This is a genomic window from Mesorhizobium sp. WSM1497, from assembly GCF_001672455.2.
Classification (GTDB): domain Bacteria; phylum Pseudomonadota; class Alphaproteobacteria; order Rhizobiales; family Rhizobiaceae; genus Mesorhizobium; species Mesorhizobium ciceri.
This window is the reverse complement of sequence record NZ_CP021070.1, coordinates 2,516,168-2,543,157: the sequence shown is the minus strand read 5'-3', so window position 1 is coordinate 2,543,157 and position 26,990 is coordinate 2,516,168. Positions and strand designations below refer to the sequence as shown.

Sequence of the window (26,990 nt, the reverse complement as noted above, 5' to 3'; positions counted from 1 at the left end):
GTTTCAGCCGGCTTGCTTCAGCGCGGCTTTTTCGGCGCGCAATTCCTCGATCGAGCGAACACTGCGCCGTGCGGCGCCCGCCCACTCGCGGGTCTTCACCTTGGATGTCGACAGCCGCTCCCTGGCGGCCGGAACCGCATGGGCGTATTGCGGCAGCCAGGCTGCCTGGGCGACGACCATTTCGTCGACCATCTGCCAAACCTCCTCCGGCGTCGAAACCGCGCCGACCAACGGGTCATGCAGCACGGCGAGCTTCAGAAGATCGATGTCGCCTGATATCGCGGCATGCACCGACATGCGCTGGACGTTGATCGAAGCGATGCAGGTGGCGGCGCAAGCCTCCGGCAACGTGATGCCGGCGGCCATGTTGATGCCGAAACGGTCGACGAAGCCCGGCGACTCGATGATGGCATCGTGCGGCAGGTTGGTGATCACCCCATTGTTCTTGACGTTGAAGTGGCCGCGATAGACGCGGTTGGTCTCCAGCGCCTCCAATATGTGGCTGGCATGCTCGTTGGAGCGTTTCTCGCGGTCGATCGGCTTGGACGCCGCTTCGAGGAACTGCGGATATTCCGTCTCGAACCAGTTGCGGGTTTCGGTGGAGTAGCGGAGATAGCCGCCGGTCTCGCCGTGAATCCAGTCGGACATATCGATCCAGCGCGTAATCTCGTCGGGACGTTTGCGGTACCAGGGCAGATATTCGGAAAGATGACCGTTGCTTTCGGTCGAATAGACGCCGAAGCGCTTCAGGACGTCGATGCGCAGCTTCTCCTGCCTGGAATAGACCGGATGCGCCTCGAAAGCGGCCACCAGTTCATCCTTGCCAATGGGGCGGCCGTTGAGGCGCAGATCGATGAACCAGGTCTGGTGGTTGATGCCGGAACAGACATAGTCGAGCTCCTGCGTGGACTTCGCGCCAAGCACCTCGGCGATCTGCTCGGCGCCGTGCTGGACGCCGTGACAGAGCCCGACAGTGTCGACCTTGCCGTATTCGATCGCCGCCCAGGTGTTCATCGCCATCGGGTTGGCGTAGTTCAGGAATTTGACGTTCGTCTCGGCGACCTCGCGTATATCCTTGCAGAAATCCAGGATCACCGGAATGTTGCGCTGGCCATAGAGAATGCCGCCGGCACAGATCGTATCGCCGACGCACTGGTCGATGCCGTATTTCAAGGGAATGCGGATATCGTCGGCATAGGCTTCGAGGCCGCCGACCCGCACGCAGCTGATGACGTAGCGAGCGCCTTCGAGCGCCTTGCGGCGGTCGGTGGTCGCCGTCACCCTGGTCGGCAACCTGTTTGCCTGGACGATCCTGTCGAGGATCGCCTTGATCATCTGAAGATTGTGCTCGCTGACGTCGGTCAGCGCGAATTCGATGTCCTTGAATTCGGGCACGCACAGGATGTCGGTGAACAATTTCTTGGTGAAGCCGACGCTGCCGGCACCGATGATAGCGATTTTGAAACTCATCAGCCGCACCTCATTCCATTTTAAATTGCAGGCAAGGAATGACAATGGGAGGCTCTAGCCACATGCCGCGACATGTATGCAGGACAAGCCGGAATCCGGCTCGCCAACCTCCCTGTCCGCTCCTTGACTGCGGATCTCTCTCGCTTTTCGATGGGGATTATGCGCTTATTCGCGAGCGCGACCAGAGAAGGATTATGCTTTCAGGGGTAATTTTGTGCTGCATAATTTGATAGAACACGGACAGTCCATGCGCACGATCTCGCTGCCGCGCGGCCGCCAGCGCCTGCACGCCATGCCGACGAGCACGGGCTACGAAGTGCGCGAGGACGAAATCTACGACTGGGACGGCCGCAAGCGCGGTCAGACACCGTTCACCGTGCTCCAGCACACGATCAGCGGGACTGGCCGGCTGCGCTACGAAAACCGCAACTACCGCTTGCAGAAGAACGACACATTGCTGGTGCTGGTGCCGCACAACCACCGCTACTGGCTGGCTGGAGATGAGCGCTGGGAATATTTCTGGATTTCGATGAACGGCGAGGAAGCGCTGCGCATCCACAAGTCGATCCTCAGCGTCTCGGGTCCTGTATTTCGGCTGCAGCCGGCGACAATCGATCATCTTGCCGATTGCAGCCTGCGCCTGATCAAAGGCGCCGCTTCGCCGGGTGCTGCTTCCGCGATAGCCTACGAGGCTGCGATGGCGCTCTATGACGATGTCTTCGGTTCCCATGCCTTCGCCGAAAAACTAAGCGCCATGCAGCCGGTCATCGATCACATCAACGCCAATCTCGACAAGCCGCTGCCGGTGGCGGACCTGGTCCAGATCAGCGGCCTCAGCCGAGCCCATTTCTCACGCTGTTTCGCCGAGAGCGAAGGCCTGCCTCCGGCCGAGTTCGTGCTGCAGCAGCGCCTGCAACGCGCGGCGAAGCTGCTGACCAAAGCGGATTTTTTGCCGGTGAAGGAGGTCGCCATCCTATGCGGCTTCGAGGAAGCGAACTATTTTTCAAAGGTCTTCCGCCGCTGCTACGGCATCACACCGAGCCAGTTCCGCACCACAGGCATGTACGCGAATTTGCGGACTCCGGCCAGGCGCGGCGTCAGGGCGTTCGATGACGAGGCCTGACGCCGCCACGGTTAAACAGGCAGCCAACTAGGCAGCGCGCAGGCTGCCGCCGTCCAGCCATTCGAGATCGGCTTGCGAAAGCGTGATGTCGAGAGCGCGCAGGCTGTCGTCCAGTTCATCCAACGTGCGTGGCCCGATCAGCGGGATGGAGGGGAAGGGCTGAGCGAGCACATAGGCCAGCGCAATATGGATCGGGCTCTTGCCCAGTCTCGCGGCAAGTTCGATCGCCCGGTCGCGGCGGCCGAAATTCCGCTCGGAGTACCAGACCCGCACCAGCTCCTCATTGTCTTGCTTGTCGCGACCCGCCCGATCGGTGAAGAAGCCGCGCCCCTGGCTCGACCAGGCGAAATTCGGCATCTGCCTGGATGTCAGCCAGGCCTTCCACGCGTCCGTGGAGGACGTGACGCAGCCAGCCCAGATCGGCTCCAGCATTTCGGCCAGCGAGAAATTGTTGGACAGCGCACCGGGCTTTTGCTTGCCGGTGCGTTCGGCGTAGGCAATTGCCTCATCCAGGCGTTCCATCGTCCAGTTCGAACCGCCGAACGGGCCGCGGATGCGGCCGGCCTTGACCTCGCGATCCATCGCATCGACGAATTCGCCGACCGGCACATCCGGATTGTCGCGGTGCATGAAGTAGACATCGACATGATCGGTCTGCAGGCGTTCGAGCGTCTGGTCGAGCTGCTTGCCGATCACATCAGGATAGCACAGCGGCGAGTGCGCGCCCTTGGCGATGACTACCGATTGCGCGCGCACGCCACGGTTTTTCAACCATTCGCCAAGCAGCTTCTCGGTATAGCCGCCGCCATAGACATAGCCGGTATCGAAGAGATTGCCGCCGGCCTCGAAAAAGGCATCGAGCAGGATCGAACCTGAGGAAAACGTACGGAAATCCTCGAAGCCGAGCGCCACCACCGATGCCGGCTTCGACAGGCCAGGAATGGTGCGCTTGGCGACCGCCGTGCCGCCGGACCGCAAAGGCCGGCCGGAGATGGTGTTGGTGCGCTGCTCGGCCTTCTCGATCCCGTATTCGAGGCCGGCTGCCGTCCGCCATTTGTCCAGCACACGCAAGGTGCCGAGGCTTTCCGCCCACGCCATGCCCGGCCAGGCGAATTCTTGGCCGCCGGCGAGGATCGCCTCGCCGGCTGCGTCGACCTCGAAGGAATAGACATGGCGCTTCTCGTCGACGCTGATGGTCTGGCGCGTACCATCGGAGGCGATGACGTCTATCCGGCCGAGACCGACATCGCGGTTGCCGCCGGCGAACCAGAAGTCCGGCACTTCGATGCGGCCCTTAGTGCCCAGGATGCGCAGGACATTGTCCTGGCTGAGCGAGATGCTGCAGGAGACTTCAGCGACAATGCCACCGGGGAAATGCAGCAGCGCGGAGGCCCATTCGTCGACGCCGGACTGGCCCAGATGGGCGGTGCCGACCACCTTGTCTGGCTCGCTGAAGGGCTTTCCGACGGCCGCACCGGCAATCAGCCGGACCATCGAGACGGGATAGCCGCCGACATCGAGAATACCGCCGCCGGCGAGATCGTTGGCATAGAGCCGGTGCTGCGGCATGAAGCCCGGCATGGCGAAACCGAAGCTCGACTTGATCATCCTGATCTCGCCGATGACGCCGGACCTGATCAGCTCCACCAGCTTCTTGGTCTGCGGGTGCAACCGGTACATGAAGGCTTCGCCGAGGAATGTGCCGGCCTTGCGCGCGGCATGCATCATGGCGTCGGCCTCGAAGGCGGTCAGCGCCAGCGGCTTTTCGCACAGCACATGCTTTCCGGCCTCGGCCGCCTTGATCGCCCATTGCGCATGGCCTGGATGCGGTATCGAAATGTAGACGGCGTCGATGTCGGGGTCGGCGAGCAGCGCGTCGTAGCCGTCGAGGATACGGGCACCGGGAAAACGCTCGGCAAGCCCCGGCTTGGCGGGATTGCGTGCGCCGATGGCGACCAGCTTGCCGGTGTCCGAAGCGGCCACGCCACCGGCAAAGGACTGGGCGATGCTGCCCGGGCCGAGAATGCCCCAGCGAATGGGCGTGGTTGCGGTCATTGTCATTCTCCTTGAAGGCTGGAAAGGGCTGGCGGTCAGCGCAGCCGCAGTCCTTTTTCGTCGAACAGGTAGGATTTGCGGATGGAAACGGTGATCTCGGACGTGTCGGGGACCTTTGCCGCGTCACGCTGGATCACCACGTCGTCACCGTTGGCCGTTCTGGCATAGAGGAAACTTGTGCCGCCCAGGTGCTCGATCACGTCGATGGCAACCACAAGGTCGGCGTCGCCTTCTCCGGCATTGCCGAAATGTTCGGGCCGCACACCGACAATGACCTTGCTGCCGACTTTTGGGCTGCCTATTTCGGGCGCAGTGCCAGTCAGCGGTTGCGTGATGCGGGTCTTCTCCTGGCCCGCCAGTTCGACCACGACGCCACGTACATCGTGCCCGACAACCCGGCCTTTGATGAAATTCATCTTCGGCGAGCCGACAAAGCCGGCGACGAACTGATTGTCGGGGTTGTCGTAGAGATCGAGTGGCCGGCCGATCTGCTCGATATGGCCGGCGCGCATCACGACGATCCTGTCGGCGAGCGTCATCGCCTCGGTCTGGTCGTGGGTGACATAGATCATTGTCGTGCCCAGTTCCTTGTGAAGCCGGGAGATCTCGACGCGCATCTGGACGCGCAATTCGGCGTCGAGATTGGAGAGCGGCTCATCGAACAGAAACACCTGCGGTTCGCGTACGATGGCGCGGCCGATGGCGACGCGCTGGCGCTGGCCGCCTGAGAGTTTTTTCGGGCGCCTGTCCATCAATTCGCTGATGCGCAGGATCTCGGACGCCCGCTTCACCCGCCGTTCGGTGTCGGCTTTTGGATTGCCGGTCATGCGCAGGCCGAAAGAGAGGTTCTGTTCGACGCTCATATGCGGATACAGCGCGTAGGACTGGAACACCATGGCGATGCCGCGGTCGGCCGCCTCGACATCATTGACCACCTTGCCGCCGATGGCGATTTCGCCGCCGCTGATGTCCTCGAGCCCGGCGATCATCCTGAGCAGCGTCGATTTTCCGCAGCCGGAGGGGCCGACGAAGACGACGAACTCGCCGTCCTTGATGTCCATGCTGGCGCCATGGACGACCTCGAAGACGCCGAAGCGCTTGACGACATTGGTGAGCGTGACCGTTGCCATGCTGCCCCTTACTTGACCGCGCCGGCGGCAATGCCGGCGATGAAATGGCGCTGCAGCAGCACGAAGACGACCAGCATCGGCACCGTCAGCATTACGGCGCCCGCCATGATGCCGCCCCATGACACCTTGGTGAGGCCGATCAGCGTACCGAGCGCCACCGGCGCCGTCATCGAACCAGGCTGGCTGTTGATCAAAAGCGGCCACAGATAATTGTTCCAGGAGGCGAGGAACAGGATGATGGCGAGTGCGGCCAGCATCGGCCGCGCCAAAGGCAGCGCGACAAAGAGGAAGATGCGCCACTCCTTCACGCCCTCGACGCGCGCCGCATCGAAGAGGTCGTCCGGCATCATCGAAAAACTCTGCCGCATGAACAGCACGCCGAGCGAATTGAACAGCGGCGGAACGATCAGCGCCACCCAGGTGTTGGCGAGCTTGAAGTCGCGCGCCACCATGATGAACTGCGGGATCAGCACGACCGCATAGGGCAGCGTTATGGTGCCCAGTATGATGGCGACAACCGCGCCCTTGCCGAAGAACTGGTATCGGGCCAGCGCCCAGCCGGCCATCGACGTCAGCAGCACCGACAGGATGGTGTAGGTCACCGCCACCGAGACCGAAATGCCGATGGCGCCGACGAAGTTCGTGTCACGCTGCAGATTGTTGAAATTGTCGATGAAATTGCCGTGCGGCAAAAGCTCGATGCCGGGGCTGAAGATGCCGTTGTCGGGCATGGTCGAGAACACCACCATCATCCACAGGGGAAACAGCCAGATCAGCGCCAGCGGCGTCAGGAACAGATGCAGAGCGATGCTGCGTCCCAGCCTGGCGGAGGAGCGCGAACTCATTTCGGTTCCCTCGTCAGCCACAGCTGCGCCAGCGTGATGGCGATCGCCAGCCCGGCCATGGTGTAGGCGACGGCCGAGGCGTAGCCGAAGTTGAGCGACCGAAAGCCCTGGCGGTAAAGCAGCAGGCCAAGCGTCTCCGTGCCGCCGCCCGGCCCGCCGCGCTCGGTGATCAGGAAGGGCTCGGTGAACAGCTGCATGGTGCCGATGATCGACAGCACGAGACAGAACACGATGACCGGCTTCAGCAGCGGCAGGGTGATGTAGAAGAACTGCTTGAGCTTGCTGACGCGGTCGAGCGTCGCCGCCTCGTAGACGTCTTCGGGAATGGACTGCATGCCGGCGAGCAGGATGATGGCGTTGTAACCGGCCCAGCGCCAGGTCACCGCGATCATGATCAGCGCCATCGCCGGCGCGACGTTGGAGAACCAGTCGATCTTGGGCAGGCCGACGCTGTTCAGGAGCTTGTTGATGATGCCGAAATCGAGGTTGAACATCAGCCGGAACACCGCCGAATAGGCAACCTCGCCGACCACGACCGGGGCGAAGAAGGCGAAGCGGTAGAGGCCACGCGCCTTCAAGAGCGGCGAGTTCAAAAGCACCGCCATGACGAGCGCCAGCGAGATCATCACCGGCACCTGGATGACCAGGATGAGCAGCGTGTTCTTCAGGGCGTTGAAGAAGGCCGGATCGCCGATCAACCGGCCCCAGTTGAAGCTCGGCGCGAACCGCCACGGCACGGTGCGCGTCGCCTGGAAGGAGATCATGAAGGAGCTGATGATCGGCCACACCCAGAAGATCGCGAAGATCAGCAGATAGGGCGTGAGGAAGCGATAGGCCGTGGCGTTACGATTGCGCATCTTGCTCCTCCTTCTACCGCTTGTTGTTTCACGCCGTCGCCTGGGTCTTCCCTTCTCCCCTTGTGGGAGAAGGTGTCGCCGAAGGCGACGGATGAGGGGGTGTTCCAGGGAATGCCAACGTCTCACTCCGCTGGAGCACCCGTCATCCGTCTCGGTGCTATCGCGCCGATCCACCTTCTCCCACAAGGGGAGAAGGAGAAGCGGTAATCAAGATTTGACGGGCAGTCCGGTCGCCGCCGCGATCTGGCTTGCGGCATCGTCGAGCGCCGCCTTGGCGTCAGGATAGCCGCCGGCCAGATACTTGGTCTGCACGGCGCGGACGATGATTTCGGCGTCGCTCTGGAACTGCGTGCCGCGGCTCGGAACAACCTTCGGCAAGGTGCCGAGAATGTCCTTCCATACCGCCTGGCCGCCCCAGTAAGACAGGCCTTGCGCGACATAGGGATCGTCGAGCGCCGAGACCAGGGACGGTACCAGGCCGAACTCCTTCAGCATCGTGATCTGGCCTTCATTGGTTCCGAGCGTGTATTTCAGATAGGCGTAGGCAGCCTCCTTGTTCTTGGAAGCCGAGGTGATGGCCAGCGAGGACCCGCCGAGATTGGCGGCGCGCGGCCCGTCGGCGGTGAGGCTCGGCATCAGATAGACGCCCCATTTGCCGTTTTCGCCGGCAGATTCGGTGCGAATGGTGCCCTCATACCAGCCGCCATAGATCTGGGTGGCGACGGTGCCGGCGGTGTTGTTGGTGATCTTGGTGCCCCAGTCGGCCGACGAGATGATGCCGGCGTCCTTCATCTCCTTGACCTTGGTCATGGCATCGATGCATTTGGGCTGGTTGACCGTGATCGACTGTCCGTCCTCGGAGAAATAGGCGCAGCCCTGTTCGTTGGAGATCATGCGGAACAATTCCGAGTCGCCGTTGAAATCGGCATTGGTCATCGAGACGCCAGGATTGGCGGCCTGGATTTTCTTGCCGGCGGCGATGAAATCGTCCCAGGTCTTGATCGAAGCCGGATCGACGCCGGCCTTTTCGTAGAAGTCGCGGCGATAAAAGGCGGCCACCGGGCCGGAATCCCACGGCATCGCGTAGGCCTTGTCGCCCACTTCCAACTCGGTGCGCTTGAAATCGGGGAATTTTTTCTGGTCGTCGGCTGTGTAACCGAGCGTATGCAGGTCGACGAAGCAGTCGGGGAACTGGCTCCAGTAATTCTCGGCCTCGCCGTTCTCGATGGTGACGACATCAGGCAGCCCGACGCCGCCGGCGGCGCAGCCGGCGATCGACTTGTCGTAAGTCGGCTGGTTGCCGAGATCCTGGACCGTGACCTTGACGTCGGGAAATTGCTTGTTGAAGCCGGCAATGGTCGCTTTCAGCGATGAAGCCGCGACATTCCAGCTCCAGATGGTGATTTCGCCGGATTGCGCGAAGGCCGGGGCTGAGCCCAGGGCAAGCGCGAGCGCGGCGCAGGTCATTGTGATGCGCATTGAAATCCTCCCATTTCATTTGCTCTCTCACTGTGAGCGTGGCTAGACTATGCACCGGGCAAGGCCTGTCGCCGTCAAAGGGAATATGAAATTGGCGGAAAGTAAGATGCCTGAACGGCCGTTCTACCAGCCTGGGGCCAGCAGCGTGGAAGGCCTGCCGCTGCTCCTGCAGATGTTTCACACCAATCCGTTGGTGATGCTCAAGCCGCATTGGCACGCCCAAGTCGAGGTTAATTTCATCGTGCGCGGCAGCGTGCATTACCGCATGAACGACCACGAGATTTCGCTTTCGGCCGGCGAGATGTGCCTGTTCTGGGGTGGCCTGCCGCACCAGATGGACGATTTGTCCGACGACGCCATCTATGCCGGAGCGCATCTGCCGCTGGTGCATTTCTTCCGGCTGCACCTGCCCACGGATATAAGGCACCGGCTGATGACGGGCGCAACACTGGTGACATCAGCCACCGACCAGTCCGACAACCATAATTTCGAGCGCTGGAACCGCTACGCCCGGTCCGGCGACCAGGCCAAGGCCGAACATGCCGTCAACGAATTGCTGCTGCGGCTGGAGCGAGTGCGGTTCGAGCCCTATCGGCTGGTATCCGCAACTCCGACCGACCAGGAAACAGGCAGCCCCTTTGACCAGCAATCGTCGCGGAATGTCGGACGCATGTGCGATTTCATCGCCGAAAACTTCCTCTATGACATCGATTGCGTGAACATCGCCGCGGCCGCCGACATCCATCCCAAATACGCCATGAGCCTGTTCAAGAAATCCACCGGCATGACGCTCAACGAGTATGTGAACCTGTTGCGGCTGAGCTATGCGCAGGCGCTTTTGATGCATCAGGACGCCAATGTGCTGCGCGTCGCCATGGATTCGGGTTTCGGCTCGCTCAGCGCCTTCAACAAGTCGTTCCGCAAGCTCGCCGGCATGTCGCCTTCCGATTTTCGGCGCGGCGTGACCGGCGCCAGATAGGCGATGGCGACTTGCGGGCGCCTAGTGCCGCGAGCATTGCTGCGCCTCGACCGCCGGCTAAAAGACATGTCACGGCGTTTCAGCCTGCAATAGCGGCACGGACAAGAATGGCGAAGGCCGGATCGTGCCATGCCGTGCGCGATTCCGGCCCGCAAGCGGCATGGAAACCCGGGCGCCGCACGGCATCGCTTTTCCTGCCTGAAATCGCCACCTAGGCGCTGGACAGGCCGAATTCCCGTGCTATAACCCACGCGCTTTCAAGGGGCGCCCACGGCGCCTCGATGAATTCCGGCCTGCGAGTTTTCGTTTGCCGGAACAGGCCCAGATAGCTCAGTTGGTAGAGCAGCGGACTGAAAATCCGCGTGTCGGTGGTTCGAATCCGCCTCTGGGCACCATCCCCTCTTCTCCCGACAGTCTCTTTCGCCGAAGCATCTACGCTTTTGTCTCGGCAAATGTCTGAAATCCTTGGTAATTTTTGTGACGCAAGGCGCGGTTGGCCGTGTTTTGTGGAATTTCGGCGTAGTTGGTCCAACGAGGCGGAGGGCTGGTATTTTCGGTGGTATTGGAGATCCTGATGGTATCGATGCAGCCAAATGGAGCTCCCGGAAATGGCGCTTTCCGACGTAAAATGCCGAAATGCCCGACCCGCTTCAAAGCTCGTGAAATTGTCTGACGGTGGCGGGCTCCAGCTTTGGGTTCAGCCTACCGGATCTCGCCTATGGCGCCTCGCCTATCGTTTTGGCGGCAAGCAGAAGCTTCTGGCGTTGGGCAGCTATCCGCTCATCTCCCTGGCTGAGGCACGCGAGGCGCGCGATACCGCCAAACGTCTCCTCCTACGTGGCATCGACCCCGCCCAGGAGCGTAAGTCACAAAAGGCTTCGGCAGAGGACACCTTTCGCTCAATCGCGGAGGACTATGTCGACAAGCTGAAGAAGGAGGGTCGTGCCGACCGGACCATCACCAAGGTCAAATGGTTGCTCGACTTTGCCCATCCAACGTTGGGGGACAAAAGCGTTCGGGAGATTGATCCGGCCACAATTCTTGCCGCTCTCCGCAGCGTGGAGGTTCGCGGTCGATACGAGTCGGCCAGGCGACTGCGCTCCACTATCGGCAGCGTGTTTCGATATGCAATCGCAACCGCACGCGCCGATACAGATCCGACGATCGCCCTGCGGGGAGCACTCGTCGGTCCAACGGTCACGCCGCGCGCCGCCGTTACCGATCCTAAGGCCTTGGGAGGCTTGCTGAGGGCGATCAATGCATTTGACGGGCAGCCGACAACCCGAGCCGCCCTAAGGCTGATGGCCCTGCTGTTTCCCCGCCCCGGCGAGCTGCGCGCGGCCGGATGGGACGAGTTCGATTTCGAAAGCTCGGTGTGGAGCATCCCTGAAGGGCGCATGAAAATGAGACGGCCGCACCGCGTACCTCTCTCCAGGCAGGCCGTCGGGGTCCTGACCTCACTTAGAGAAACCTCTGGTGGGGGCACGCTGTTGTTTCCTAGTATTCGATCGGGCTCGCGTCCGATTTCCGACAACACGCTTAACGCTGCCCTTCGCCGTATTGGGTACGGCAAGGAAGAAGCCACCGCGCACGGTTTTCGAGCAACGGCATCAACTTTGCTAAACGAATGCGGAAGATGGCATCCGGACGCCATAGAGCGGCAGCTGGCCCATGTTGAGAACAACGACGTACGTCGCGCCTACGCCCGGGCAGAGTACTGGGAAGAGCGCGTAAAGATGATGCAATGGTGGGCCGATTATCTGGATGAACTCGAGAGCAAAAACGCGCGGGTGAAAACGGCGGTTGAAGATCGCTAAAACTGGGCCACCTTTGGTCTGGCGAATCTAATGACCAAGACATGGAGATTTGCAGCGCTGTACCATTGTACCGAATTAAACTCTGCGAGAGTGATCCCTCCCGCTTCGGGGCACATTAACACTGCCCGATTTTCTAGTGAAGCCAAGCATTCTGACTCGATTCGGCCCACACATGGCTGGAAGTGAAAGAGAGCTTTGCGCCCGATTTCGGTCGTTGAGACGCCCTTTACACTGTCCGAAAGGCCGCCGTTCGTTTATTTACCTAGCCTGCTGGCGGGACCGACCGGCGCTTGACTAAGCCCTGCTCGACCGCCTTAACGTGGTGGGCAGCATATCGTCGATTTCCTTGTCGGAGAACATAAGCTCCTCGTTGTCCTTCAAGGAATTCTGTGCCTTCTTGTAGGCCTTCCCGTCCGTGAAGGGTGCCGCCCGATAGATTTCGTGAAGGTTGGTCTGCAACTCGTCGCGCTGAGTCCGAAGGTCGTCAATTGGCACTGCCGTATTGAGCGCGTCGGTTATCAGGCTGAGGTAAGATTCTCGCACATTCCAGATGTCGGACGCGGTTTCCCTGTGTCGCTGCGCGAGAGCACCGGGGTCTAGGTCCTTCTGGTAGGCGTTGTAGATCAGGCTGAGAATGGCAAGCACGACGGTCGCGTATTCCGCATATTGCAGAAGCCCCGTCTCCGCCCTGAAAACGGTCGTCACCGCGCCGCCGGCGATGAGCGCGGACAGGATGATGTTGAACCACTTTGCATACCATTGATGGTCGGCAAGCCGCTCGGCCATCTTCTCGTGGATCTTGTGGGTGTAGGCGCAACGGCCGTAACACTCGCGCACTTGGCTCTCGAGTTGGTACCGCGGATCAAATTGGGAAGGTTGTGCCAAAGACGATCCTCCATTTCGCGCGGCGCTGTGCGGCTTTGTCGTCGGTCTGCATGTTGCAGGCCTCGACGGCGATATTGTAGTCACTGAGCGCCTTCAACCAGAACACCCCCGTCTTGTAGACGTAGGAACCGCTTCCCGGCATCCGCCAGTAAGTTTTCTCTCGGTCGAGGTCGTAGAGATACTTCAGGAAGTCCCGCGCCATGTAGTCATGATAGCCGTAGGATTTATCCCGATACTCCCACGTTTCGATGAACTGATAGGCAAGCGCGTCAATCAGCGCTCCAGTCATCGGAACGCTATTATGGTCTTTCCACACCCTCATCATGCGGCCGAGCGCTTTCAGGTTGCCGTTAACGGCCGTATTGCGTGTCTGGACGGCATTTATCTCTGCCCGGGGGTTGCACTGTCGCCAGGTACCTCCCCCGTTTGAATCGGCAAACGTCCAGGAACCGTCCGTGTTGTCGAAATAGGGGAGGATTTCGAATGTGATTCCGTCCGTGAAGGAGATGACGACAACCTGACCGTTGCCGCCGACGTTGCTGGAGCCGTAGGTTTTGAGGAGGGAGTTTTTCACGGCCTGAAGAAGTGCGGACTGACCGTTGCCCTGATACGCGCTGTATTTGACGTATTCCGCATAGGGGAGCTGGAAGCCGATATCCAGGTCGCTGATTCCGCGTGCGGCGGTGTCGCGACCGTAAGAGCCAACATAGAGACTGTGGGCGGAGCTGGAATCAGTGTTCCAGAAGTCTGTGTTAAGGCGCGTGGTGATACGCCGGTACCGCTGTCCTATCGAGCTGATCAGGTCGGTGCCGATATTGTAGTTATTCCGGAAGTTGTAGAACTCGTCAGATACGCCCATTCCCATCCCCACCAGCGGTAACTTCGTCGGGAGATGGCAATTTTATGCTTTCAGCGCAATAGCTTCGGTGTGCGTTCAACGGGAATATTACGCGGCGGACATGAACTATGCTCGCGGGCTGTGGCGAGGGCTGATGTCAGTTTCTTCCTCATTTGGATATCAACTCGCGCCCATGGGATTGCGCTCCTGCCGGAATGCCCCCCGTTCACACGTTGCTGCCAGTTTACGCCGAACGAACTAGTCAGGCCGCTTCCGCTTAACGAGGCTCTTCTTATTTTAGCCAAACATGATCTCCTCGCTGCGGAATGGCAACTAAGATGTGGCTTTTGTGCTTCGATACCCACACGCCGGGAATACCAGGACCGAGGCAGCGTCCATGAAGAGTGACGCAATCTCGTATGCCCCACGAGGGCTATCTCGTGAGGAAGCGGCTCGCTACATCGGTGTAGGATCGACGCTCTTTGACGAGATGGTTGCCGATGGGCGAATGCCGAAGCCCAAGCGCATCAACAGCCGCGCTGTCTGGGATCGTGTAGCCCTGGATATTGCTTTCACCTCGTTGCCGGACAAAGATAGCCGCCTTCAAGAGCTGTTGGAACGAAGTAGGCGGGAGGTAGAAAAGCGATAGAAAATACGTTTATTGCGTATACGCTGCGGACGTAGTACGATGAAAGCCCGTGTGCGGAAGGCATGACGTGAGCGAGAACGACAAACTTGCGCAAGACGTGAAAGCATGGCGGGCCAAGGAAGGGTTCACTGCCGCAGCCGCGGCCAAGGTGCTTGGAATACCGAAGCGCACCTTTGAAGGCATAGAGCAAGGAAGAGGCTTTCCTTACCCGGTGCTCCTGCGGGTTGCCATCGAAAGCAAAACCCGTTCGGTACGGGCAGATCTGAAAGGGTCCTGAAAGGAGCATTTGATGGCTCGCCCATTTAAGGACCCCAGTTACCCTGGGGTATCTTCGCGCCTCAAGAACGGCAAGCGAATCTATCGCTACCGCGCAAAAGGCGTGCCCGAGATGCACCTTCCTGGCAAACCTGGCGATCCCGAGTTCGAGGCGGCTTACGAGAAGGCCACGCAGGGCCAACACAAGAATGCAGGGATCATCGATTTGCCCGGTCGGGCACTGCCTGAAACTTTTGGCCATGCCGGGCGCCGGCTTGAAACGACAATGGAGTGGCTCGATTTTGATGAAGCGACGCAGCGGAAGAATGCGCGACTGATTGAGCGTTTTCTTAATCTGCGGGTCGATCCAAATTACCCACTCACTTGGCGCGATACTCCGGTGCAACATCTCGACGCGGATCGGCTTCGCGCCATCATCGAAAGCATCTTCAGGAGCAACCGCACAGTCGCCAAACATATGCTGGTTGCCATCAAGAAGCTTTTATGGGTCGCGACCGATGTCGAGAAATGGATAAAGCCGCAGGATGATCCTTCACTGTCAATTCGCGTACGCGTGCCCAAATCGACCAAGAACCCGGCTTGGCCAATTGCGATCCGAGAAAAGTACGAGGAGCGGCATCCGATCGGGACGCCGGCTCGGACGTGCTACGCGCTTGGTTTCTGGCTCGGCAACCGACGAGGCGACATCGCTGACCTTGAATGGGATGATCTCGTGACCGAGGAGATCGAACTGTTCGACGGTTCCTTGGCATTGATCGAGGCGTTCGCCTTCCGACAGAAGAAGAACCGAAACCGTCATGGCGGACGGGAGATGTTTATCCCGGTGGTGGACAAACTGGCGGCTGCGCTAGACCCGCTTGACCGCTCGAAGGGTGGAACCGTCTTGAAGAATGGCTATGGCAACCCGTTTTCAGAAAAGAGCCTGACAGGCATGATGCAGCATTGGGCACGACAGGCCGATATTCCTGACGGCTATACGCTTCACGGCCTGCGCCGTACCTTCGGCACCTACCTCGCTGAATGCAACATCCAGGCCCGGGCCATCATGGACGCCATGGGGCATTCCTCCATGACGGTGACGGATGACTACGTGCGTGAGGCCAACAAGAAGCGGATCGCGGTTGATATTGCTCGCGCGATCAACGAGCGCGAGGCCAAACGCGACGCCATGAAGCGACGGGCAAACCTCCGCATCGTCAGATAATCACACCGAGTCGGAACAAACCGGGACCACGGTCCTTGTTTTGGCCCATAATGGACCCAAAACGTTTTGGGCCGAGGGCACTTTTCCGAAATAAAATCAATGGTCATGGTGGGCCCGGAGGGACTCGAACCCCCAACCAAGCGGTTATGAGCCGCCGGCTCTAACCATTGAGCTACAGGCCCCACGCGGGCTGGATTAATGTTTTTCGCATCGCGGCACAAGGCTTTCCCGACGGGCTTCCCCAGATCGCCCAAATCAACCCATAATCGCGCTCTACGCGACGTCTGCGACTTGATCGCAGACCAAGGAGATTTTCATGACCAGACATCTTTTGCCTCTCGCGCTCGCCGCTGCAATCGCTTTTCCGGCGATGGCTGGAGCCACCGATCTGCCGACGCCGCCCCGCATCATCGTGTCGGGCGAAGGCGAAGCAACCGTGGCCCCCGATCTGGCGGTCCTGACGCTGAGCGTCATGCGCGAGGCCAAGACCGCGCGCGCCGCGCTCGACGCCAACAATGACGCCATGGCCGCCGTGATCGCGGCGATGAAGTCCGCCGGCATCAAGGACCGGGACCTGCAGACCGCCGGCATCCAGATCAACCCGCGCTACAACTACACCAACAAGCCGGACGGCAGCCAGGAAGCCGAACTCGTCGCCTATCAGGTGACCAACACGCTTTCGGTGCGGGTGCGCGATGTCGACAAGACCGGCGAGATCCTCGACAAGGCGGTGTCGCTCGGCGTCAACCAGGGTGGCGGCATCGCCTTCACCAATGACAACCCGGCAGCCACGGTCACCGAGGCGCGCAAGAAGGCGGTCGCCAACGCCATGGCCAAGGCCAAGACGCTGGCCGAGGCCGCAGGCGCCAGCCTCGGCCGGGTGCTCGAGATATCAGATCAGAACATTGCGCCGGCGCCGATGCCGATCAACGCCAAGGCTTTCGATGCCGCGGCGGGTGGCGCGGCTCCCGTGCAGGCCGGCGAGAATTCCTACAATGTCCAGGTGACCGTCACCTTCGAACTGAAGTAAGCGGCTCTGAGGATCCGTGGCTGGGTCTTGCCCAGCCACCGATGCATCACCAGCCAATAGCGCGCATGAAAAACCCCGCGGGATTGCTCCCGCGGGGTTTTTTCGAGCCACACCCTTCAAACGGAAAGGGGCTCCGCTAGTCCCAGCTGATCTTGCTAAAGATCATGCTGCCAGGCTGACCCTCAAAGAGGGGTCGGCCTTGATTGTCGAACCTCAGCGATAGATAACCGGGCAGCCGCGCTCATTGGCGAACACCACCACGACACGGTCTCCGTCCTGACGGCCCGCCACCTTCACCGTGCGCCGGTTGACGTCGACGATGCGGACCCGGTGGAGGCCCATGCGTTCGGCCTTGTCGAGGGCGCGGTCCGGCGAGCAGCCACGGCGCCAGTCGCCGCGGCGTTCATCACGGCGATGGCGATAACCGTCGTCACCGGTATAGACGCCGAAACGCGGGTCGTTGTTGTTGCCGAAGCCGAGATAGAGGCTGTCGGCGTGGGCGGGAACGGCCGCCAGCGTGCCGAGACCGACCAGGGCCGAAAGGGCTGCCGTCTTGATCGTGTTGAACATCGTCTTCTCTCCTTTTTGCGGGCCTTCGCCCGTCCTCGTGAACCAATGGGGGGAGAATGCGCTTGCCTGTCTGAACTCTTTACGAACCTGCCGTTCATCTCCGGTTCACATGGCGGGAAGAAGGAAGTTCCGGCCATTCGCCATCCTCCCCAGCCCTTGGTGAAGGCCGGAATGCCTGACTCGGCGCCCGATTCCGAGCCCGCGGATTGGCCGGAAGTCGTGGAACGTAAGGCTGTTGCTCGCCGCCGCTGGTCCTACGGCTCCTCGTCCAGCACATAGTCAAAATAGTCTTCCGGCTCGGCAAGATCGGTTTCACTCGCTTTGACCCGGCCGCGCATCGAGATGCCGGCTTCATGCACGGTCTCGGCGCTGCCAGACACCAGCCGGTGCCACCAGTAGAGGTCGCGGCCCTCGGCAACCAGCCGATAGGCACAGGTACTGGGCAGCCAACTGATGGTTCGCACATTCTGCGGCGTCAGCCCGACGCAGTCGGGAACGCGCGCCAGCCGGTTGGCGTAGTCCGAACAGCGGCAGGTCTCGGCGTCGAACAGCCGACAGCCGACGCTGGTCCAGTAGATCTCGCCGGTGTCCTCGTCCTCAAGCTTTGACAGGCAGCATTTACCGCAGCCGTCGCACAGCGATTCCCACTCGGCCGGGCTCATCGCCTCCAGCGCCTTGGTTTTCCAGAATGGCGTTTCCATTTCCCGGATGTGGCCCCGGCCGCGGGCAAGGTCAAGCGCGGCAATGGTCGCAATTGCGGCTATCGCCAGGTGAATGACATGAAGTTGCCTTCAAAAGGTCGGTCAATCGCCCCGTACGGCCTCTATCCGTGCCAGACTGGAACCAATCGGCACAAGATCGGTTTCGGCAAGGATGGGACCCCACAAGGAGAATTTCGATGAAACGCCAACCACGGATTCTGGCAGGCACCGCACTTGGCCTGTTGATGGCATCCGCGCCGTTGGGCGCGTTCCCGCTTCAGGGAAGTGTCGCGTCCGGTCTTGCCCAGCGCACGGCAACCCCATTCATCCTGGCGCAAGCAGCATGCGCCGAGGGCGAATCGGCCGAGGCCTGCGCGCAGAAGCAGCAGGCGGAACCCGAACAGAAACACGAGCGCAAGAAGGCCGAGCCTGAACAGCAGGCCGCGCCTGCCCAGAGCGAGCAGCCCGCCGAGGAGCAGCAGCCACGCCGGAAGAAGCGCGACCAGCAGCAGCAGGCCGAACAGGCGCCGGCCGAACAGGCCGCTCCCGCCGAAGAACAGCAGCCGCGCAGGAAGAAGCGTGATCAGCAGCAGCAGACCGAGCAGGCGCCGGCCGAACAGGCAGCACCCGCAGAGGAACAGCAGCCGCGCAAAAAGAAGCGTGACCAGCAGCAGCAGACCGAGCAGGCGCCGGCCGAACAGGCAGCACCCGCAGAGGAACAGCAGCCGCGCAGAAAGAAGCGTGACCAGCAGCAGCAGACCGAGCAGGCGCCGGCCGAACAGGCAGCACCCGCAGGGGAACAGCAGCCGCGCAGAAAGAAGCGTGACCAGCAGCAGCAGACCGAGCAGGCGCCGGCCGAACAGGCAGCACCCGCAGGGGAACAGCAGCCGCGCAGGAAGAAGCGTGATCAGCAGCAGCAGACCGAGCAGACGCCGGCCGAACAGGTCGCGCCGGCCAACGACAATCAGCCCGGCGAACAGGCCCAGCCGCGCAAGAAGAACAAGCAGGATCAGCAAGCCCAACCTGAAGTCGCCCCGGCGCCGAAGGAAGCTCCCGCTGGAGAGGCGACGGCCCCTGCCGGCGAGCAGCCGGCGGCCCAAGGCGAGCAGCCCCAGGACACGACGAAGAAGCACGGCAGGAAACCTGCTGGCGAGCAGCCGGCGACGGCCGAACAACCCGCCACCGGCGAACAACCGGCCAATGGTCAGACGGCAGCACCGGCACAGGGCGAAAACCCGGTGCAGGGCGAAGCACCGGCCGATCCAAACGCCGCCCCCATCCTGGACAGCCAGAAGGACGCCGAGCGCAGAGGCGGACGCAAGCAGGGCGACAAGATCGTCCCGCAGGATGGCGAGCAGCAGAATGGCGGGCAAAATGCCCAGCAAGGTGGCGATCAGGGCCGCAAGCCGGTGGCTGCTCCCGTCGACCAGGGTCCGCCGCCCACCGACGACAGGGCCGCACAGCAGGAGATCAAGCCCGAGAAGATCGTCCCGGTGACCGAGGAGAAGGGCACGCGCGTAGAGCGTGCGCCCGATGAGATCGCCCGCGATCGTCGGCGTCCGAAAGGCGTCGACGTCGTCAGGAAACTCGGCGATCGCGTCATCCTGCAGTTCAACAACCAGACATTTGTCCAGAGCAATGATGCCCCGCGCGTCACCCGCGGTGCCAAAGAAGTCTACTATGAGGATCTGTCGGGCGATCGCACCCGGGAAATCGTCGAGCGTGACAACGGTGTCCGGATCGTCACCATCCGCAACCGCTATGGCGACGTTATCCAGCGTTCGCGCATTGCGCCGGATGGACGCGAATATGTGCTGAGCTATGTCGACGAGCGGCACTATCAAGATGACAGCGACTGGCGTGATCCCGGCGACGACCTGCCGCCGATGCGGCTGACCATCCCGCGCCGGGAATACATTCTCGATTCCGAGGACGTCGAGAGCCCCGATGACTACTACGAGTTCCTCGAACAGCCCCCGGTCGAGAAGGTCCAGCGCCTCTATTCGATCGACGAGGTCAAGCGTTCGGCCCGCGTGCGCGACATCGCACGTCGCGTCGATCTCGACACGCTCAACTTCGAATTCGGTTCGGCCTCCATCTCCGACACCGAGGTGCAGAAGCTCGAGGGCGTAGCGACGGCCATGGAGAAGCTGTTGAAGAAGAACCCGGCCGAGACCTTCCTGATCGAAGGTCACACCGACGCGGTCGGCACACCGGAGGCTAACCTCGCTCTTTCCGATCGCCGTGCGGAAGCGGTGGCGGAGGCTCTGACCAATGCCTTCGGCATCCCGCCGGAAAACCTGACGACACAGGGCTATGGCGAGGAGTATCTGAAGGTCAACACGGCGGCGCCCAACCGCGAGAACCGCCGCGTCGCCATCCGCCGCATCACCTCGCTGGTGGCACCGGTCGCCAGCAACAATTAGGTCATGATTTCAAAATCATGACCCGGTTTGTGGAATCGGCAAGAGAAGCATCCACCCCCGGCACAGCCGGGGGTGGATGGATGTGCGGGGTTCAACAAGAATTGTACGGGCGTTAGACACGGCTCATTGAATCGCGAGCGCAGCCACCCCAGATTCGGTGCTGGGCGTTCCCTGCCCCGTCCCGACTCCAGCGGGACGCATTGAGCCCCGCCGGATCTTGTTCGGCGGGGTTTTTTGTCTTGCAAACGGTGGCGGCCTCGTCGAATACGGCCATTGCTGAGAGATAACCCGCCGGAATCATCCCATGAAGCGTCTCGAACTCGCCATCGAATCGATCATTCTCGCTTCACGCTGGCTGCTCGTCGTTTTCTATATAGGCCTGGCCCTGGCATTGGCCGTCTATGCGCTGTCCTTCGGCAAGAAGCTCTATGAGTTCATTAGCCTGGCGTTCACGCTCGGTGACACCGACACCATCCTGAAGATGCTCGGCTTGATCGATGCCGCGCTGGTTGCCTCGCTGGTGGTGATGGTCATCATCTCGGGCTACGAGAATTTCGTCAGCCGCTTCGACGACCAGGACGGCGGTGTGCACTGGCTGGGCACCATCGATGTCGGTTCGCTGAAGGTCAAGGTTGCCTCGACCATCGTCGCCATCTCGTCGATCCACCTCTTGCAGGTGTTCTTGAACTCATCGTCCTACACGACCGACCAGTTGATGTGGCTGACCATCATCCATCTCGCCTTCGTCGTCTCGGCGCTCATGCTCGCCTATATCGACCGGCTGATGGGCCTGAGCAAAGGCAAGAAGGACGAGGCGTGAGCCTGCGCCTGCCGGACGTTGAATCAATCCCGCAGGAACGATGCCCTACCGCCTTGTTCGAGCAGGGCTTTCCCATGACTCTGCTGGTGGCGAAGGTCTTGGCTCGACGCCCGTCGCGTCAAAACGAACAGCTCTAGTAAATATTCCTGATCTTGCTGTCCGTGCGGGCAAACACCTCGTCGGGGACAAAAAAGTCGCCGGCCAGCGGCCCGGTCGCATCAGGCGCATAGATCGAGAAATCGCTGACGCCCTCGGCGCGCAGCACCTCTTCGTCGATGTAGAAATTGCCGGTCGCTTCGCGCGCCGGCCGCATGAAGATGGCATGCGCAGCATCGGCCATGATGTCGGGCAAACGGCTCATTGCCGCCACCGTCGCGCCGCCCAGCAGATTGCGCACGGCTGCCGTGTCGATGGTCGAAATCGGCCACAGTGAATTGACGGCGATGCCGTCCTTGGCGAACTCGGCGCTCATGCCCAGCGTGCACATCGACATGCCGAACTTGGCCATCGTGTAGGCGACATGGTTCTTGAACCACTTGGCCTTCATGTCGAGCGGCGGTGCCAGATTCAGGATGTGAGGATTGCTGGCCAACTTCAGGTGCGGAATGCACATTTTGGACACCAGGAAGGTGCCGCGCGTGTTGATCTGATGCATCAGGTCGTAGCGCTTCATGTCGGTTTCCAGCGTGCCGGTGAGCTGGATGGCGCTGGCATTGTTGACGCAGATATCGATGCCGCCGAACTTTTCCACGGTCCTGGCGACCGCCTCGGCCACCTGTGCCTCTTCACGGATGTCGCACAGCACGGGCAGCGCCTTGCCGCCGGCCTGCTCGATCTCTTCTGCCGCGCTATAGATTGTGCCGGGCAGCTTCGGATGCGGTTCGGCGGTTTTGGCCGCGATCGTCACATTGGCGCCGTCGCGCGCCGCGCGCAGCGCGATCGCCAGCCCGATGCCGCGCGATCCGCCGGAGATGAACAGCGTCTTTCCCTTGAGCGACATTTCCTTGCGCCTCCCTTGCAACACGTCAGACGCGAAGCTTTGCGCGGCGGGCGACCACAGCGCAAGACCCGACACGCCGGACACCGCGTTACGCAGCGTAGGGTTTATGACTAAACCAGCACCAGCCCCTGCCGCATCGCAGTGGCAATCGCGTCGGTGCGGTTGGCGGCACCGAGCTTGATCAGGATTGCGGCGACATGGAACTTCGCGGTGTGCACGGAAATGTTCAGCCGCCGCGCGATCACCTTGTTGGGTGCGCCCTCGGCCAGCAGCGCCAGCACTTCCGCCTCGCGCGGCGACAGCGAAGGACGGACGGCATGCTCGTCGGAGGCTTCATCTTCGAACGGCTCGCCATCGCCAGTATGGAAATCCTCATGGCGTCCGGTTCTGCGCTCGCCCGATACCCGATAGCCGGCCGCCGCCAGCCGCGCCGCCGCAGCGATCAACAAATCGTCCGCGCCCGTTTGGAGGACGGCCAACACCTCGCCCGCGGGCCGTTCGCCAGCGCGTCCCGATAGCAGAACCCGGGGAATGGCGGCCGGCACGGCACCGCCGCTGCTGTCGTCAACGATGGCGACGTCAGCCCTGCCGGCCACCACCGGCAGCAGGTCATCGCTCGCGGCCAGCGAGGCCGCCAGGCGCTCGGCGCGCGACGCATCGCCAAGCGCAATCAGCACCACCAGCCGCCGCGAGACGGCACCGTCATGCATGATCCGGTCGCTGGTGAGCGTGTCCATGGATGCCCTCAGCTCAGCGGCTTTTCGCCGATGGTCAGCCCGACATCGCGCTTTTCGCCGCCGCGCACCACGCCGAGCGTCACCGAAGCGCCCGCACTGTCTGGTCCGAGCCTGCGGATCAGGTCGCGCGGGCCATGCACCGCCTCACCGTTCCACGCCACGATGATATCGCCGAGAGAGAGACCGGCGGCCTTGGCGGGACCATCGTCATCGAGGCTCATCACCATTGCGCCATGCGCGTCGCGGTCGCGTACCGGATGCAGGCCGGCGCCGAGATAACCGCGCGCGACATGGCCCTTTTCGCGCAGCGTCGCAACCGCCCGCTCGATCGTCTCGTAAGGCATGACCAGCGCCCGGTGGCGCGGCCCGAACAGCAGCATGCCGATCAGCGCACCCTTGGCGTCGAGAACCGGGCCGCCCTCGAAACGGCCGCCGGCACCGACGGCCAGATTGATGCGCCGGTCGATGGTGCCGCCGCGCATCGAGCGCCAGGCCGGACCGACTTCGCCGACCGAGCCCGAAACGGCCAGAGCCGACCCGTTGCTATTGCCGATGGCGATGGCAATGTTGCCTGGCCGCACCGCGTCAGCCTTGGCCAACGGCACGGCGTTGATGGCCGTAGCCGGCTTCAGCAGGGCAACGCCAGTCGACGGATCGCGGCCGACCAGTTCTGCCTTCACCGCCTCACCCGAGGCCAGCGTCAGTTCGATCTCCTCGCCGGCCTCGACAGCCTCCTCGGCGGTGACGAAATAACCGTCACGCCAGTGGAAGGCGCTTGCCGTGCGGTGATGATGCGTGGCGAAGCCAGCCGTTGCCGGTGCCGCCTGGGCGGCGAGATCGGCGATGGCTTGCGAAAACGCACTCAGATTGAAATCGCTCATATTGGTCTCCTGGGTTCATCCATGCCCCAGATATCGCTCGACAGCGCGTTCAGAGGTACTCGCCTGAAGGCTAGTTGCCGGTTTGACTGGCCATCTGGTCAGGTCGCGGCGGTTCCAGCCGCTCCGCACATATAGTGCGTGTCGCCCAAAAGTGCTCAGCGGTTTTGGGACAACGACACGCACAGGAAAAAAATCATCCTTTCGCCCGAAAATACGGAGCCCTTCCATGGCCCTCGCCGCAGCCAAATTCGAACCTGACGATACATTGCTCGACGCATATTCGACGACCGTTGCGGACGCCGTCGACCGCATCGGCCCGGCCGTCTGCCGCATCGAACGCGTCGGCGGCCAGGGCGGCCACGGCTCCGGCTTCGTCATCGCGCCGGACGGACTGGTCGTCACCAATTTCCACGTCGTCGGCGATGCCAGGACAGTGCGCGTCTCGATGCCGGACGGCGCCTCCCGCGAAGGCCGCGTGCTTGGCCGCGATCCCGACACCGACATCGCGCTGGTGCGCGCCGACGGCAGCTTTGCCGATGTCGCACCGCTCGCCGATTCCAAGCGGCTGCGGCGCGGCCAGATCGCCATCGCCATCGGCAATCCGCTCGGCTTTGAATGGACCGTCACCTCCGGCGTCGTTTCGGCGCTCGGCCGCTCCATGCGCGCCTCGACCGGCCGGCTGATCGACGACGTCATCCAGACCGACGCAGCGCTCAACCCCGGCAATTCCGGCGGGCCGCTGGTTTCGTCGGTCGGCGAGGTGATCGGCGTCAACACCGCCATGATCCACGGCGCGCAGGGCATCGCCTTCGCGGTCGCCTCCAACACCGCCAATTTCGTCATTTCGGAGATCATCCGCTTCGGCCGTGTCCGCCGCGCCTTCATCGGCGTCTCGGCCGACACTGCCAGTTTGCCGCGCCGCGCCGCCTTGTTGTCGCAAGTCTCGACCAGCACGGCGGTTCGCCTGCGCAGCGTCGAGAAGGACGGCCCGGCGGCCAAGGCCGGCCTGAAAGAAGGCGACATCATCGCCGCCATCGACGGCCGTCCTGTCACCGGCGTCGACGACCTGGTGCGCATGCTCGACGCCGAACGCATCGGCCGCGAGACGCTGTGCACCGTCGTGCGCCGCACCGGTGTCAGCCAGGTGACGGTGACGCCGGTGGCAAGGGCCAGTTGAGGCGGGCGCTCAGGCTCCCGCCACCCCTTCCGCATACTGCGCCAGAAACGCCTCGCTCGGCGGGATCGGCTTGATGACGTCGATCAGCACGCCATTGGGGTCCTTGGTGATGAAATGGCGCTGGCCGAAGGGCTCGTCGCGCAGCGAGCGCAGGATCGGCAGGCCGGCGGCGACGACGCGCTCATAGACAGCGTCCGGGTCGCGAACCTCGAAATTGATCAGCAGGCCCGAAGCGCGGCCCCGCCCCTCTTCCGGGATGGTCTCATGGTCGCCCTGGACGATGCCGAGATTGACTCTTCTGTCCTCCCCCGATTGCAGATGCACATACCAGTCGCTTTCGAACAGGGGCTGGAAGCGGAAATGCTTCACATAAAAGGCCGCCGTGCCGGCGACGTCGCCGGTCATCAGCACCGGGTAATAGCTCGTGGTCTTCATCTTTCCTTCTCCCGTCAATTAACATACAGTCTGCATGTAAACCGAATTAACATACAGGCTGCATGTATGCAACACGATTTCGCGCGTCGTTCCAACCGCGACCGCACCGAAGCCACGCGCGCCCACCTGATTGCCGCGGCGCGAAAGCTGTTCACGGAGAAATCCTATTCCGAGACCTGCACGCCGGAGATCGTCGCCGCCGCCGGCGTGACGCGCGGCGCGCTCTACCATCATTTTGCTGACAAGCAGGCACTGTTTGCTGCCGTGGTCGAGCAGGAGGCGGCAGCGGTCGCCGAGGAGATCGAGCGCGCCTCGCCGCCATCGCTGTTTGCCCATGACGCGCTGATTGCCGGCTCCGACGCCTATCTCGCCGCCATGCGCGCGCCCGGACGCACGCGGCTGCTGCTGCTCGACGGCCCGGCCGTGCTTGGCCGCGCCGCCATGGACGCGATCGACAATCGCCACGGCAACCGCTCTCTGCACGAAGGGCTGGTCGCGGCGATGCGGGCGCAGACGATGACGAGATTGCCGGCCGAAGCGCTGACCGCACTGCTCGGCTCCGCCTTCGACCGTGCCGCCCTGGCCATCGAGGCCGGCGCCTCGGCCGAGGACTACCGTGCCGTGCTCATGGCGCTGATCGATGGACTGTCTCGTGCTCCTCATCCGGCACCTCGCCCGGTTCGAACTCGTTGAAGCAGCCGAGCTGGCGCTTGAACTGGTCGATCAGCCAGGCCGCCGCTGGCTTCGGGCTGCGATCGCTGCGATGCATGGCAAACAGCGGCGAGCTCACCTCCCTGAAGGATTCGAGGTCGATCTCGACCAGCCGGCCGCTCGCCAGGTCGTCTGATATCAGCCAGCGCGGCAGCCCGCCCCAGCCCAGCCCCTCGCGCATCAGCATATGCTTGGTGCGCACATCCGTCAGCCGCCAGGTACGGTAGGCATAGACGCCGAAGTCGCGCCCCTTGGTGCGCTCCGACTGGTCGGTGACGACAAGTTGGGTGTGTTCGCGCGCATCCTCGATCGCCACCGGTTTCGACAGCAAGGCCAGCGGGTGGGTGGGCGCGGCGGCCAGCACGATCGACATGAAGCCGATGCGCACAAGGTTCACGTCGACATCGCCCAGCAGGCCGCCAATGCCAAGGTCGGCCTGCCCGCTGACGACATGGTCGGGGATCAGGCCGAGCGTGCCGATGTGCAGCCGCAGCATCACGGTCGGAAACTGCGCCTCGAATGCCTTCAGCACCCGAACCAGCACCGGTGACGGCAGCGTCGCGTCGACCGACAGCGCGACCTCGGCCTCGAGCCCCTGGTGGTGGCCGTCGACGCGCGAGCGGATGCGCTGCAGCACGCCGATCATGCGCCGTGCGTCCTCCAGCATCGCCCGGCCGATCTCCGTCAATTGCGGCTCGCGCGTGCCCTCGCGCTCGAACAGTTTCAGCCCAAGCTGCGCCTCGAGATTGGCGATGCCGTAGCTGATGACGGACTGTGCCCGGTTGAGCTTGCGGCCGGCGGCCGAGAAGCTGCCGGCTTCGGCGACTGTCACAAAGATCTGAAGTTGATCGAGCGTCGGGTTGGGCTGCATCGTTATATCCAATTTATGGATGGA

At 62.2% G+C, this 26,990-nt stretch carries 26 protein-coding genes and 2 tRNA genes; 12 read left to right on the top strand and 16 right to left on the bottom strand.

Translation table 11 applies throughout. The features are described 5' to 3' along the window. Positions 1 to 3: 3 nt before the first annotated feature. Entirely contained in the window at positions 4 to 1,470 is a 1,467-nt protein-coding gene (locus A9K65_RS12370) for an alpha-glucosidase/alpha-galactosidase (RefSeq protein WP_063172851.1), read from the bottom strand. 247 nt (positions 1,471 to 1,717) lie between these two features. Between A9K65_RS12370 and A9K65_RS12365 the strand changes: the two genes are divergently transcribed. After that, the gene (locus A9K65_RS12365; RefSeq protein WP_013530188.1) at positions 1,718 to 2,593 is read left to right on the top strand and encodes an AraC family transcriptional regulator; all 876 of its coding nucleotides are present in this window, start codon (positions 1,718 to 1,720) and stop codon (positions 2,591 to 2,593) included. Positions 2,594 to 2,620: 27 nt separating this feature from the next. Here the strand turns inward: A9K65_RS12365 and A9K65_RS12360 are convergent, their stop codons facing one another. The 5 genes from A9K65_RS12360 to A9K65_RS12340 form a co-directional block, all read right to left on the bottom strand. Beyond that, positions 2,621 to 4,648, bottom strand: coding sequence for an aldo/keto reductase (locus tag A9K65_RS12360; RefSeq protein WP_064994573.1), 2,028 nt, complete (start codon positions 4,646 to 4,648; stop codon positions 2,621 to 2,623). A gap of 35 nt (positions 4,649 to 4,683) precedes the next feature. Continuing rightward, the gene (gene ugpC, locus A9K65_RS12355) at positions 4,684 to 5,778 is read right to left on the bottom strand and encodes a sn-glycerol-3-phosphate ABC transporter ATP-binding protein UgpC (protein WP_064994572.1); all 1,095 of its coding nucleotides are present in this window, start codon (positions 5,776 to 5,778) and stop codon (positions 4,684 to 4,686) included. 8 nt (positions 5,779 to 5,786) lie between these two features. Further along, positions 5,787 to 6,623 (bottom strand): carbohydrate ABC transporter permease, encoded by an 837-nt coding sequence (locus A9K65_RS12350; protein ID WP_013530185.1) that lies wholly within the window; start codon positions 6,621 to 6,623, stop codon positions 5,787 to 5,789. Further along, positions 6,620 to 7,480, bottom strand: coding sequence for a sugar ABC transporter permease (locus tag A9K65_RS12345; RefSeq protein WP_027163430.1), 861 nt, complete (start codon positions 7,478 to 7,480; stop codon positions 6,620 to 6,622). The genes A9K65_RS12350 and A9K65_RS12345 overlap by 4 nt, the downstream gene beginning before the upstream one ends. Positions 7,481 to 7,687: 207 nt before the next feature. Continuing rightward, positions 7,688 to 8,959, bottom strand: a complete 1,272-nt coding sequence (locus A9K65_RS12340) for an extracellular solute-binding protein (protein ID WP_064994571.1) — start codon at positions 8,957 to 8,959, stop codon at positions 7,688 to 7,690. 85 nt (positions 8,960 to 9,044) lie between these two features. Between A9K65_RS12340 and A9K65_RS12335 the strand changes: the two genes are divergently transcribed. The 3 genes from A9K65_RS12335 to A9K65_RS12325 all read left to right on the top strand — a co-directional run bounded on the left by A9K65_RS12335 (position 9,045) and on the right by A9K65_RS12325 (position 11,755). Next, a complete protein-coding gene (locus A9K65_RS12335; RefSeq protein WP_024504770.1) occupies positions 9,045 to 9,938 on the top strand; it encodes a helix-turn-helix domain-containing protein in 894 nt (297 codons plus the stop codon). A gap of 319 nt (positions 9,939 to 10,257) precedes the next feature. Continuing rightward, a tRNA-Phe gene (locus A9K65_RS12330) sits at positions 10,258 to 10,333 on the top strand. 213 nt (positions 10,334 to 10,546) lie between these two features. Beyond that, positions 10,547 to 11,755 (top strand): integrase arm-type DNA-binding domain-containing protein, encoded by a 1,209-nt coding sequence (locus tag A9K65_RS12325; RefSeq protein ID WP_064994782.1) that lies wholly within the window; start codon positions 10,547 to 10,549, stop codon positions 11,753 to 11,755. Between the two features lie 294 nt (positions 11,756 to 12,049). Here A9K65_RS12325 and A9K65_RS12320 read toward each other — a convergent pair whose 3' ends face one another. Both A9K65_RS12320 and A9K65_RS12315 read right to left on the bottom strand, forming a co-directional pair. Then, the gene (locus A9K65_RS12320; RefSeq protein ID WP_224656008.1) at positions 12,050 to 12,592 is read right to left on the bottom strand and encodes an SLATT domain-containing protein; all 543 of its coding nucleotides are present in this window, start codon (positions 12,590 to 12,592) and stop codon (positions 12,050 to 12,052) included. Positions 12,593 to 12,617: 25 nt separating this feature from the next. Continuing rightward, a complete protein-coding gene (locus A9K65_RS12315) occupies positions 12,618 to 13,499 on the bottom strand; it encodes a nucleotidyltransferase (RefSeq protein ID WP_064994781.1) in 882 nt (293 codons plus the stop codon). Positions 13,500 to 13,875: 376 nt separating this feature from the next. Between A9K65_RS12315 and A9K65_RS35945 the strand changes: the two genes are divergently transcribed. The 3 genes from A9K65_RS35945 to A9K65_RS12300 all read left to right on the top strand — a co-directional run bounded on the left by A9K65_RS35945 (position 13,876) and on the right by A9K65_RS12300 (position 15,607). Next, entirely contained in the window at positions 13,876 to 14,127 is a 252-nt protein-coding gene (locus A9K65_RS35945) for a hypothetical protein (protein WP_084016061.1), read from the top strand. A gap of 67 nt (positions 14,128 to 14,194) precedes the next feature. Further along, positions 14,195 to 14,404 carry a helix-turn-helix domain-containing protein gene (locus A9K65_RS12305; RefSeq protein ID WP_084016009.1) on the top strand — a complete coding sequence of 70 codons (210 nt, stop codon included), beginning with the start codon at positions 14,195 to 14,197 and terminating at the stop codon, positions 14,402 to 14,404. 12 nt (positions 14,405 to 14,416) lie between these two features. Continuing rightward, positions 14,417 to 15,607 carry a site-specific integrase gene (locus A9K65_RS12300; protein ID WP_064994569.1) on the top strand — a complete coding sequence of 397 codons (1,191 nt, stop codon included), beginning with the start codon at positions 14,417 to 14,419 and terminating at the stop codon, positions 15,605 to 15,607. A 106-nt stretch (positions 15,608 to 15,713) separates the two neighbouring features. On the opposite strand, the gene A9K65_RS12295 is transcribed toward A9K65_RS12300, so the two are convergent. Next, positions 15,714 to 15,789, bottom strand: a tRNA-Ile gene (locus A9K65_RS12295). A 134-nt stretch (positions 15,790 to 15,923) separates the two neighbouring features. Here A9K65_RS12295 and A9K65_RS12290 point away from each other — a divergent pair. Next, complete coding sequence (locus tag A9K65_RS12290; protein WP_013530175.1) at positions 15,924 to 16,637, top strand: SIMPL domain-containing protein; 714 nt, start codon at positions 15,924 to 15,926, stop codon at positions 16,635 to 16,637. 213 nt (positions 16,638 to 16,850) lie between these two features. Here the strand turns inward: A9K65_RS12290 and A9K65_RS12285 are convergent, their stop codons facing one another. Both A9K65_RS12285 and A9K65_RS12280 read right to left on the bottom strand, forming a co-directional pair. Next, positions 16,851 to 17,207 carry a hypothetical protein gene (locus A9K65_RS12285; RefSeq protein WP_013530174.1) on the bottom strand — a complete coding sequence of 119 codons (357 nt, stop codon included), beginning with the start codon at positions 17,205 to 17,207 and terminating at the stop codon, positions 16,851 to 16,853. A gap of 254 nt (positions 17,208 to 17,461) precedes the next feature. Continuing rightward, positions 17,462 to 17,908 carry a YcgN family cysteine cluster protein gene (locus tag A9K65_RS12280; RefSeq protein ID WP_013530173.1) on the bottom strand — a complete coding sequence of 149 codons (447 nt, stop codon included), beginning with the start codon at positions 17,906 to 17,908 and terminating at the stop codon, positions 17,462 to 17,464. 197 nt (positions 17,909 to 18,105) lie between these two features. Here A9K65_RS12280 and A9K65_RS12275 point away from each other — a divergent pair, with 197 nt between their 5' ends. Together A9K65_RS12275 and A9K65_RS12270 are read left to right on the top strand one after the other, a co-directional pair. Beyond that, positions 18,106 to 20,334: an OmpA family protein gene (locus A9K65_RS12275; RefSeq protein WP_086081303.1), complete on the top strand. Its 2,229-nt coding sequence runs from the start codon at positions 18,106 to 18,108 to the stop codon at positions 20,332 to 20,334. A 304-nt stretch (positions 20,335 to 20,638) separates the two neighbouring features. Beyond that, complete coding sequence (locus A9K65_RS12270) at positions 20,639 to 21,154, top strand: TIGR00645 family protein (protein WP_013530171.1); 516 nt, start codon at positions 20,639 to 20,641, stop codon at positions 21,152 to 21,154. 133 nt (positions 21,155 to 21,287) lie between these two features. On the opposite strand, the gene A9K65_RS12265 is transcribed toward A9K65_RS12270, so the two are convergent. The 3 genes from A9K65_RS12265 to A9K65_RS12255 all read right to left on the bottom strand — a co-directional run bounded on the left by A9K65_RS12265 (position 21,288) and on the right by A9K65_RS12255 (position 23,772). Continuing rightward, positions 21,288 to 22,154: an NAD(P)-dependent oxidoreductase gene (locus A9K65_RS12265; protein WP_013530170.1), complete on the bottom strand. Its 867-nt coding sequence runs from the start codon at positions 22,152 to 22,154 to the stop codon at positions 21,288 to 21,290. A 110-nt stretch (positions 22,155 to 22,264) separates the two neighbouring features. Continuing rightward, complete coding sequence (locus tag A9K65_RS12260) at positions 22,265 to 22,891, bottom strand: helix-turn-helix transcriptional regulator (protein ID WP_063168767.1); 627 nt, start codon at positions 22,889 to 22,891, stop codon at positions 22,265 to 22,267. A gap of 8 nt (positions 22,892 to 22,899) precedes the next feature. Then, entirely contained in the window at positions 22,900 to 23,772 is an 873-nt protein-coding gene (locus A9K65_RS12255; RefSeq protein WP_064994567.1) for a S1C family serine protease, read from the bottom strand. 226 nt (positions 23,773 to 23,998) lie between these two features. On the opposite strand from A9K65_RS12255, the gene A9K65_RS12250 reads away from it, so the two are divergent. Further along, the gene (locus A9K65_RS12250) at positions 23,999 to 24,949 is read left to right on the top strand and encodes a trypsin-like peptidase domain-containing protein (protein WP_024505495.1); all 951 of its coding nucleotides are present in this window, start codon (positions 23,999 to 24,001) and stop codon (positions 24,947 to 24,949) included. A gap of 9 nt (positions 24,950 to 24,958) precedes the next feature. Here A9K65_RS12250 and A9K65_RS12245 read toward each other — a convergent pair whose 3' ends face one another. After that, on the bottom strand, positions 24,959 to 25,384 hold the full coding sequence (locus A9K65_RS12245; protein ID WP_013530166.1) for a VOC family protein: 426 nt from the start codon (positions 25,382 to 25,384) through the stop codon (positions 24,959 to 24,961). Positions 25,385 to 25,450: 66 nt separating this feature from the next. Between A9K65_RS12245 and A9K65_RS12240 the strand changes: the two genes are divergently transcribed. Beyond that, positions 25,451 to 26,077 (top strand): TetR/AcrR family transcriptional regulator, encoded by a 627-nt coding sequence (locus A9K65_RS12240; protein WP_064994566.1) that lies wholly within the window; start codon positions 25,451 to 25,453, stop codon positions 26,075 to 26,077. On the opposite strand, the gene A9K65_RS12235 is transcribed toward A9K65_RS12240, so the two are convergent. Beyond that, complete coding sequence (locus A9K65_RS12235) at positions 26,010 to 26,966, bottom strand: LysR family transcriptional regulator (RefSeq protein WP_064994565.1); 957 nt, start codon at positions 26,964 to 26,966, stop codon at positions 26,010 to 26,012. The genes A9K65_RS12240 and A9K65_RS12235 overlap by 68 nt on opposite strands. Positions 26,967 to 26,990 lie beyond the last annotated feature (24 nt).

What these genes read in the sequence shown, in the direction of transcription:
- A9K65_RS12370 (WP_063172851.1), bottom strand. Translation starts at nt 1,470, where the DNA reads ATGAGTTTCAAAATCGCTATCATCGGTGCCGGCAGCGTCGGCTTCACC.
- A9K65_RS12365 (WP_013530188.1), top strand. Translation starts at nt 1,718, where the DNA reads ATGCGCACGATCTCGCTGCCGCGCGGCCGCCAGCGCCTGCACGCCATG.
- A9K65_RS12360 (WP_064994573.1), bottom strand. Translation starts at nt 4,648, where the DNA reads ATGACCGCAACCACGCCCATTCGCTGGGGCATTCTCGGCCCGGGCAGC.
- ugpC (WP_064994572.1), bottom strand. Translation starts at nt 5,778, where the DNA reads ATGGCAACGGTCACGCTCACCAATGTCGTCAAGCGCTTCGGCGTCTTC.
- A9K65_RS12350 (WP_013530185.1), bottom strand. Translation starts at nt 6,623, where the DNA reads ATGAGTTCGCGCTCCTCCGCCAGGCTGGGACGCAGCATCGCTCTGCAT.
- A9K65_RS12345 (WP_027163430.1), bottom strand. Translation starts at nt 7,480, where the DNA reads ATGCGCAATCGTAACGCCACGGCCTATCGCTTCCTCACGCCCTATCTG.
- A9K65_RS12340 (WP_064994571.1), bottom strand. Translation starts at nt 8,959, where the DNA reads ATGCGCATCACAATGACCTGCGCCGCGCTCGCGCTTGCCCTGGGCTCA.
- A9K65_RS12335 (WP_024504770.1), top strand. Translation starts at nt 9,045, where the DNA reads ATGAAATTGGCGGAAAGTAAGATGCCTGAACGGCCGTTCTACCAGCCT.
- A9K65_RS12325 (WP_064994782.1), top strand. Translation starts at nt 10,547, where the DNA reads ATGGCGCTTTCCGACGTAAAATGCCGAAATGCCCGACCCGCTTCAAAG.
- A9K65_RS12315 (WP_064994781.1), bottom strand. Translation starts at nt 13,499, where the DNA reads ATGGGCGTATCTGACGAGTTCTACAACTTCCGGAATAACTACAATATC.
- A9K65_RS35945 (WP_084016061.1), top strand. Translation starts at nt 13,876, where the DNA reads ATGAAGAGTGACGCAATCTCGTATGCCCCACGAGGGCTATCTCGTGAG.
- A9K65_RS12300 (WP_064994569.1), top strand. Translation starts at nt 14,417, where the DNA reads ATGGCTCGCCCATTTAAGGACCCCAGTTACCCTGGGGTATCTTCGCGC.
- A9K65_RS12290 (WP_013530175.1), top strand. Translation starts at nt 15,924, where the DNA reads ATGACCAGACATCTTTTGCCTCTCGCGCTCGCCGCTGCAATCGCTTTT.
- A9K65_RS12285 (WP_013530174.1), bottom strand. Translation starts at nt 17,207, where the DNA reads ATGTTCAACACGATCAAGACGGCAGCCCTTTCGGCCCTGGTCGGTCTC.
- A9K65_RS12280 (WP_013530173.1), bottom strand. Translation starts at nt 17,908, where the DNA reads ATGGAAACGCCATTCTGGAAAACCAAGGCGCTGGAGGCGATGAGCCCG.
- A9K65_RS12275 (WP_086081303.1), top strand. Translation starts at nt 18,106, where the DNA reads ATGAAACGCCAACCACGGATTCTGGCAGGCACCGCACTTGGCCTGTTG.
- A9K65_RS12270 (WP_013530171.1), top strand. Translation starts at nt 20,639, where the DNA reads ATGAAGCGTCTCGAACTCGCCATCGAATCGATCATTCTCGCTTCACGC.
- A9K65_RS12265 (WP_013530170.1), bottom strand. Translation starts at nt 22,154, where the DNA reads ATGTCGCTCAAGGGAAAGACGCTGTTCATCTCCGGCGGATCGCGCGGC.
- A9K65_RS12260 (WP_063168767.1), bottom strand. Translation starts at nt 22,891, where the DNA reads ATGGACACGCTCACCAGCGACCGGATCATGCATGACGGTGCCGTCTCG.
- A9K65_RS12255 (WP_064994567.1), bottom strand. Translation starts at nt 23,772, where the DNA reads ATGAGCGATTTCAATCTGAGTGCGTTTTCGCAAGCCATCGCCGATCTC.
- A9K65_RS12250 (WP_024505495.1), top strand. Translation starts at nt 23,999, where the DNA reads ATGGCCCTCGCCGCAGCCAAATTCGAACCTGACGATACATTGCTCGAC.
- A9K65_RS12245 (WP_013530166.1), bottom strand. Translation starts at nt 25,384, where the DNA reads ATGAAGACCACGAGCTATTACCCGGTGCTGATGACCGGCGACGTCGCC.
- A9K65_RS12240 (WP_064994566.1), top strand. Translation starts at nt 25,451, where the DNA reads ATGCAACACGATTTCGCGCGTCGTTCCAACCGCGACCGCACCGAAGCC.
- A9K65_RS12235 (WP_064994565.1), bottom strand. Translation starts at nt 26,966, where the DNA reads ATGCAGCCCAACCCGACGCTCGATCAACTTCAGATCTTTGTGACAGTC.